This window comes from Brooklawnia sp., assembly GCF_032229645.1.
Taxonomy (GTDB): domain Bacteria; phylum Actinomycetota; class Actinomycetes; order Propionibacteriales; family Propionibacteriaceae; genus Brooklawnia.
This window is the reverse complement of the sequence record NZ_JAVTWX010000104.1, coordinates 1-5,746: the sequence shown is the minus strand read 5'-3', so window position 1 is coordinate 5,746 and position 5,746 is coordinate 1. Positions and strand designations below refer to the sequence as shown.

5 protein-coding genes are annotated in these 5,746 nt (G+C 62.1%); all 5 read right to left on the bottom strand.

Translation table 11 applies throughout. The features are described from left to right. Positions 1 to 71 precede the first annotated feature (71 nt). Complete coding sequence (locus tag AAFP05_RS07950) at positions 72 to 827, bottom strand: ABC transporter ATP-binding protein (protein ID WP_341729325.1); 756 nt, start codon at positions 825 to 827, stop codon at positions 72 to 74. Next, positions 827 to 1,720, bottom strand: coding sequence for an ABC transporter permease (locus AAFP05_RS07945; protein WP_341729324.1), 894 nt, complete (start codon positions 1,718 to 1,720; stop codon positions 827 to 829). The genes AAFP05_RS07950 and AAFP05_RS07945 overlap by 1 nt, the downstream gene beginning before the upstream one ends. A gap of 51 nt (positions 1,721 to 1,771) precedes the next feature. Next, on the bottom strand, positions 1,772 to 3,739 hold the full coding sequence (locus AAFP05_RS07940; RefSeq protein ID WP_341729323.1) for a glycosyltransferase: 1,968 nt from the start codon (positions 3,737 to 3,739) through the stop codon (positions 1,772 to 1,774). Next, entirely contained in the window at positions 3,736 to 4,926 is a 1,191-nt protein-coding gene (gene glf, locus AAFP05_RS07935) for a UDP-galactopyranose mutase (RefSeq protein WP_341729322.1), read from the bottom strand. Before glf ends, AAFP05_RS07940 begins: the two co-directional genes overlap by 4 nt. 211 nt (positions 4,927 to 5,137) lie before the next feature. Further along, the coding region (locus AAFP05_RS07930; RefSeq protein ID WP_341729321.1) for a hypothetical protein at positions 5,138 to 5,746 on the bottom strand (609 nt) is incomplete at its 5' end.

Here is a 5,746-nt window from a genome sequence, read left to right as displayed (position 1 = left end):
CTTTCGCACGGGGAATCCTCCTCCTGGGGTTATCGGACGCCCGTCATGCTACGCCAGGAAGGACTCGCCGCTCAGTCGGGCATCGTCGAGCGCAGGAAGTCCACGGCCTCGGTGATCTCCGAGTCATGAATGACCTTGCCATGCTCGAGCACGATGCCACGGTGGCAGATCGACTTGATGAGCTCGAGATCATGGCTGACGACCACCAGCGTCTGGCCGGCGTCGCGCAACTCACGCATCTTGTGAATGCACTTGCGCTGAAAGGGCTCGTCGCCGACGGCAAGCACTTCGTCCACTAGGAAGATGTCGGGTTCGGAGTGCACGGCCACCGAGAACGCCAGCCGCATGTACATGCCCGACGAGTAGAACTTCACCTCAGAATCGATGAACTTCTCGATACCACTGAAGTCCACGATGGAGTCGAAGCGCTCGTCGATCTCGGCTTCGCTCATGCCGAGGATCGCGCCATTGAGATAGATGTTCTCGCGTCCGGTCAGATCGGGATGCATGCCGGCGCCGACCTCGATCAGGCCGGCAATGCGTCCGCGCACCGCGATCGACCCGGCATCGGGCATCATGACACCACTGATCAGCTTCAGGGTCGTTGACTTTCCCGAGCCGTTGAAGCCGAGCAAAGCGACCGACTCACCCTGATGGATGGACAGCGAAACCCCGTCCAGTGCCTTGAAGGTCTCGGCCAGGTCGCCCTTGCGTCCGCTGGCCCACCAGACCACGTACTCCTTGATCGAGCGGGTGTGGCGTAGCGCGAATTCCTTGTCGACGCCCTCCAGTTGGGCCATCACCAGGTCGTTCGAAGTCTCGCTCATCACAGCTCCTGGGCGAACTTGCCCTCAAGGCGGTGGAAGACCAACTGGCCGAGAGCCAGCGTTCCCAACGCGACGGCCGAGCTGATGGCTACCCCGATCATCCAGTGCGGGGGCATCAGACTGGACGCATCGGCACCGTCGGTCAGCACCCCCCTGGTAGGCATCCAGAAGCAATAATGCGAGAGTTCGACGGCCATCGCCAGCGGATTCAGCTGGTAGATCTTGAACAGCCAGCCGGGGAAGGCGTCGGCCACCATGTGCCATTGGTAGAAGACGGGAGAAAGCCAGATCGCGACCATCATCAACAGTTCGATCAGGTTCTCGGCGTCACGGAAGTAGACATTGAAGGCCGCGAAGGCCAGCCCAATGCCGAGCGCGAAGGCGCAGATCATCAAGATCGCCAGCACCCCACCGAGGATGCTGAAGACGCCGGGACGCCAGCCGAAGACCAGCGCGCCGACGATCAGCACGACGATCTGAGGCACGACGTGCACGAACGCCACCCAGACACTGCTCACCGGGAAGAGTTCGCGCGGCAGGTAGACCTTGCCGACCAGTGGCGCGTTGAAGATGATCGATCTGGTGGTGTTGGAGAGGATCTCATTGAAGAAGTTGATCATCACCATGCCGCTGAACAGATAAACCACGTAGCTGGGGATGGAATCACCCAGCCGCAGGAACCGACCCATCGCCACGTAGTAAACCAGCAGCTGGACTGCGGGCTTCACATAGCTCCACACCATGCCCAGCGCGGAGCCGCGATATCGGACGCGCAGTTCCTTCTTCACCAGTAGCTGAAGCAGGAACCTCCAGCGCGGAAGCGCCAGTAGTCCGATGCTGTGCCCAGGCGGACGAAGCGGTTCGTCAGCCAGCTCCACGGAATTCGTCGCCACCAATCAAGCCCTCTCGGCATTCACCTTCGACGGTCCCCTCTGGTCATGCGACTAGATGCCGAAGGTTTTCTCCCATGCTTCCAACGAAACGACCTGCGGCAGTGCGTCCTGGTACTGCTTGCGCAGCTTGTCCCAGTTGGCCGCCAGCTCAGCGCGAGCGGCCACACTGCGGGCCAGCAGATGCCGCAGCTGTTTCGGATCTCGACGGTACCAGGCCGCACCAGAGCCGTCGGCCTTCGTCACCAGCGCGGAATCGTACTGGCTTAGCACAAAGTACTTGCTGTTGGCGTGACTGATCGAAGCCTCGGGGCGTTCCTTGGCCTTCTCGCTGGCGGGCAGCAACTGCCGGACGATGGTCTTGACCGTCCACGGGGCGAGCGTCACCATGTTCGGGGCCTTCGGACGGGTCTTGAACTTCGGCTTCCCGGTGCGCGAGACGGCCGGGTAAGCGTCCGGATCGGGCCGGTATTGGGCGTCGCTGAACTGCTTGGTCAGCTCCCGCAACTTCGGCATCCGGCTCAGGATCGTCTCGTGCAGATGCTCCGGCCCGGACAGGATATCCTCGATCGCCATCAACCGGATGGTCTGCGCGTAGTACTCGGCGGAGACCGAGTGCTTGACATCAAGGGTCGACAGTTCGTAGATCAGCCTGCCGCCGCGCTCGTACGGCGAATGCAGGAGAGCGGTCAGAATGCGGTTGTGCTCATGGAAGTAGGCCTGCCAGTCGCGTGAATCGTCCTTGTCACCCCACGCGATGTGCCAAAGTCCGGCACCCGGCAGGGTCACCGTGGGGACGCCGATTTCGGCGGCGCGCAGACCGTATTCCAGATCGTCCCACTTGATGAAGATAGGCAGCGACAGCCCCAGCTCGGCGATCACCGAGACCGGCATCAGTTCCATCCACCAGCCGTTGTAATCGACATCGAGGCGGCGGTGCAAGACCGAACGGCTCCGCAGATTGGCTGCGCCAAGATCGACACGATTCTCGGTGCCTTCCAGAGCACCCCACAGCCAGCGCCACTTGTTGATGCCCTCACCGAAGGACTGGGCGACCGACTTCTCGTTGAGATCGAACATCTGCCCGCCGACCAGCGTGCGATTGCGGCAGAAGGCACCGAAGACGGCGAGCCGCTCGATGCTCTCCGGCTCGACGGTGACATCGTCGTCCAGCACCATATGGAACTCGGCCTCGTTGGCTTTGACGGCCTCGTACATGCCGCGCGAGAAGCCACCCGAGCCGCCCATATTGCCCTGGTAGATCATCTTGAGGCGGTCGCCGAGCAGTTCGGCGGCCTCCGGATAGAGCTCGTCGTCCTTGACGTTCTTGTTGCCCTGATCGACGACATAGACCCGCTTCAGGATCGGCTTGAGGTTTTCGGAGGTGGCCAGCACCATCAGAGTTCGGGCGCAGTAGTCGGGGCGGTTGAAGGTGGTGATGCCGATGCTCAGCGAGATCGGACGCACGGGCTCCGCGTTGACCTCCCAGTGGCCGCTGACCAGCCGGGCACCCTCTTCGCCTGCGACAAGGTCGAACCAGTACCAGCCGCCGTCGGTGAACGAGTCGAGCGGCAGCACGAAGCTGATCTGGTTCTCGCTGCCCTTGGTGCGCTTGCTGGCGGCACGCTGGGCACGGCCCTCGGCGTTCGACTTGTAGACCATGACGTTGGCGGAGCCTTCGATGGTCAGCACCAGGCGCACCTTGGTGGCGACGGTCCACTGCCGCCAGTAGCTGGCGGGAAACGCGTTGAAGACGGTCCCCAGCGAGAGTCGCAGACCGGGGGGCAGGGTTCGGGTGCCGCCGTCCTCGGCGATCAGGTCGCTGCGGTCGATTTTCGAACCCGCGACCGCGTCGGCGTCGAGCCGCTGGCCCCGGCGGCCACCGCCATCGGGAGATTCGACTGGGGCGGCACGTCCGAAATCGACGTAGAGCGGCAGGGTGTCTTCCTCACCGGCGGGCGGGAAGACGATGCGGGAGACCTGCGTCCACACAGTCGGGGTTTGGGATGTTTCGGTGCTCACGCTTCCACGCCTCCACTTTTTACGGGGTCGCCATCTGTGAAGTGCGGCCTCAAAACGGTCTCGTAGGTCATCAGCGCGGACGCGATGGCCATGTGCATGTCCAGATACTTGTAGGTGCCCAGGCGTCCGCCGAAAATGACATCGGGTTCAGCGGCTGCCAGCTCACGGTATTTGGCGAGCTTCGCCCGATCATCGTCGGTGTTGATCGGGTAGTAGGGCTCGTCGTCGCGATTAGCGAACCGGCTGAACTCGCGGTGAATGACCGTCTTGTCGGTCGGGTAGTCGCGCTCCGGATGCATGTGACGGAACTCGTGGATCCGGGTGAACGGCACGTCCAGATCTGCGTAATTCATCACCGAGGTGCCCTGGAAATCACCTGTGTCGGTGAGAACCTCTTCTTCGAGGTCGATGGTGCGCCAACTCAGGTCGCCCTCGGCGTACTCGAAGTAGCGGTCGATGGGTCCGGTGTACACGACCGGCACCTTGCCGACGACCTTGGCCTTCGAGTACTCGTGCGAGTCGTCGAAGAAGTCGGTCTCGGTCAGCACGGTGATCAGCGGGTTGTCGATCATCCGGGTCAGCCAGGCTCCGTAGCCGTCGGTGGGCAGGCCCTCGTAATCGTCGCTGAAATAGCGGTTGTTGTAGGTGTAACGCACCGGCAGCCGGCTGACGATCGAGGCCGGCAGATTCTCGGGCTCGGTCTGCCACTGCTTGGCGGTGTAGTTCATGAAGAAGGCTTCGTAGAGCGGCCGCCCGACCAGCGAAACGCCCTTCTCGACGAAGTTCGCCGGCTCCTTGTCGCCCAGTTCTTGCGACTGCTCCTTGATCAGGGCCTTCGCCTCGTCGGGACGATAGGCCGCCGAGAAGAATTGGTTGATGGTGCCCAGGTTCACCGGCATCGGATACACGACACCCTTGTGGGTGGTGTACACGTGGTGCTGGTAGCCGGTGAAGGTGGTGAACCGCTGGACGTAATCCCAGACCTTCTTGTTCGAGGTGTGGAAGAGGTGAGCGCCGTAACGGTGCACCTCGATTCCGGTCGTCGGTTCGGTCTGTGACCAGGCATTGCCACCGATGTGACTGCGTCGTTCAACGATGACGACATGCTTGCCCAACTCGTTGGCTACTCGTTCGGCAATCGTGAGACCGAACAAACCCGACCCCACAACAACCAGATCCGCGTCCATGACACTCCTGACGTACTCGCGCGGCACCAGCCCCGGCACCTCATGACAATCTACCTGAACCTCACAGCCACGCGCGCTTCCGGTCGGGGTTTTGCGCCTGAGGTCCTGCGGATCAATGGCACGGACGACACCAATCGCGCGATGTCGTCTCTGCACAGCCACAAACGCGCGGCCGGAACTGAGTGGATCAGACTAGGGCCTGACAGGAGGACTACTTGGGGAACCTCAGGAAGAACTGCTGCACCTCTCGAGGATCGCCGGAAAGTTTGCCGGTGATCGTCCCCGAGTACCAGTACACGACGCCGATCTCTTGGTCACCATCGTTGCGCGCGTAGTACCAGAAGTGCCCGGCCCCTGAGTCGATGTCGCCGTCAACAAGCGGACCGATGCCCAACTCGGCAGACCGCAGGGCGTCCACGTAGGCCTCGGCCTCTTCCTGCGTCCCCCACTGGGCGAATGTCGCCGCCAAAGCGTCATCGTCCGACACGAATTCACCGGACGCCACGTCAACCACACCGTCGCTCATCTCGGCGTCCAACGCCTCGATACCGGAATCATTGGCTTCCCAGCTGTAGTCATCGATCTCTATATCAGCGGCATAGCTATCGATCTCGCCGTCAGTTTCCGATGCGTCAGCCCCAGCGTCCTGGACTGTAACGTCGGCCGACTCGTCTTCGGCGGCTTCTTCGTCCACCCACATGGTGGATTGCTCGGGCGCGGCATCAATGTCGTCATCGGGTGCCGCCCACACGAGCGCGATGGCCGGCACAGCTATGACGGCGGTGACACAAGCCGCGATCACAAAGCGGGAAGGAGGCAT

Excerpts from the sequence above, each read along its gene's own strand:
- AAFP05_RS07950 (WP_341729325.1), bottom strand. The coding sequence starts at position 827 with ATGAGCGAGACTTCGAACGACCTGGTGATGGCCCAACTGGAGGGCGTC.
- glf (WP_341729322.1), bottom strand. The coding sequence starts at position 4,926 with ATGGACGCGGATCTGGTTGTTGTGGGGTCGGGTTTGTTCGGTCTCACG.